General features: G+C 42.0%; 1 pseudogene. It reads right to left on the bottom strand.

The features are described 5' to 3' along the window. Positions 1-148: 148 nt before the first annotated feature. Positions 149-202 (bottom strand): annotated as a pseudogene (locus tag VJI93_RS09475) (BBE domain-containing protein); the annotation flags it as partial. Between the last annotated feature and the right edge of the window lie 72 nt (positions 203-274).

The raw sequence follows: 274 nt of genomic DNA, 5'->3' as shown, positions 1-274 counted from the left end.
AATGGGGACTGAAAGCGGAAACTTCCTGATAGAGAATGGGTATAGAGATGTTTACAACCTTGATGGCGGGATGGCGAAATGGAAAGGAAAAATTGAGCAATAATTACTACCTGATGGCGACGGTCGAACCGTTGCCGTCTTTTCGTTATCATAGTGGAATGCTCTGTTCGAAACGAAAGACATTTTCTGGATCGTAGTTTTTTTGACTTTTTTCTACTTAGCGATTTTCTCCCCAAAATACATGGTCGGCCAATCATGAATGAGCAGATCGGAA

Origin of the sequence: Parvimonas sp. M20 (assembly GCF_035282425.1) — a bacterium.
Taxonomy (GTDB): domain Bacteria; phylum Bacillota; class Clostridia; order Tissierellales; family Peptoniphilaceae; genus Parvimonas.
Note: the sequence above shows the minus strand (reverse complement) of the source record. Positions and strands in the feature narration are given on the sequence as shown.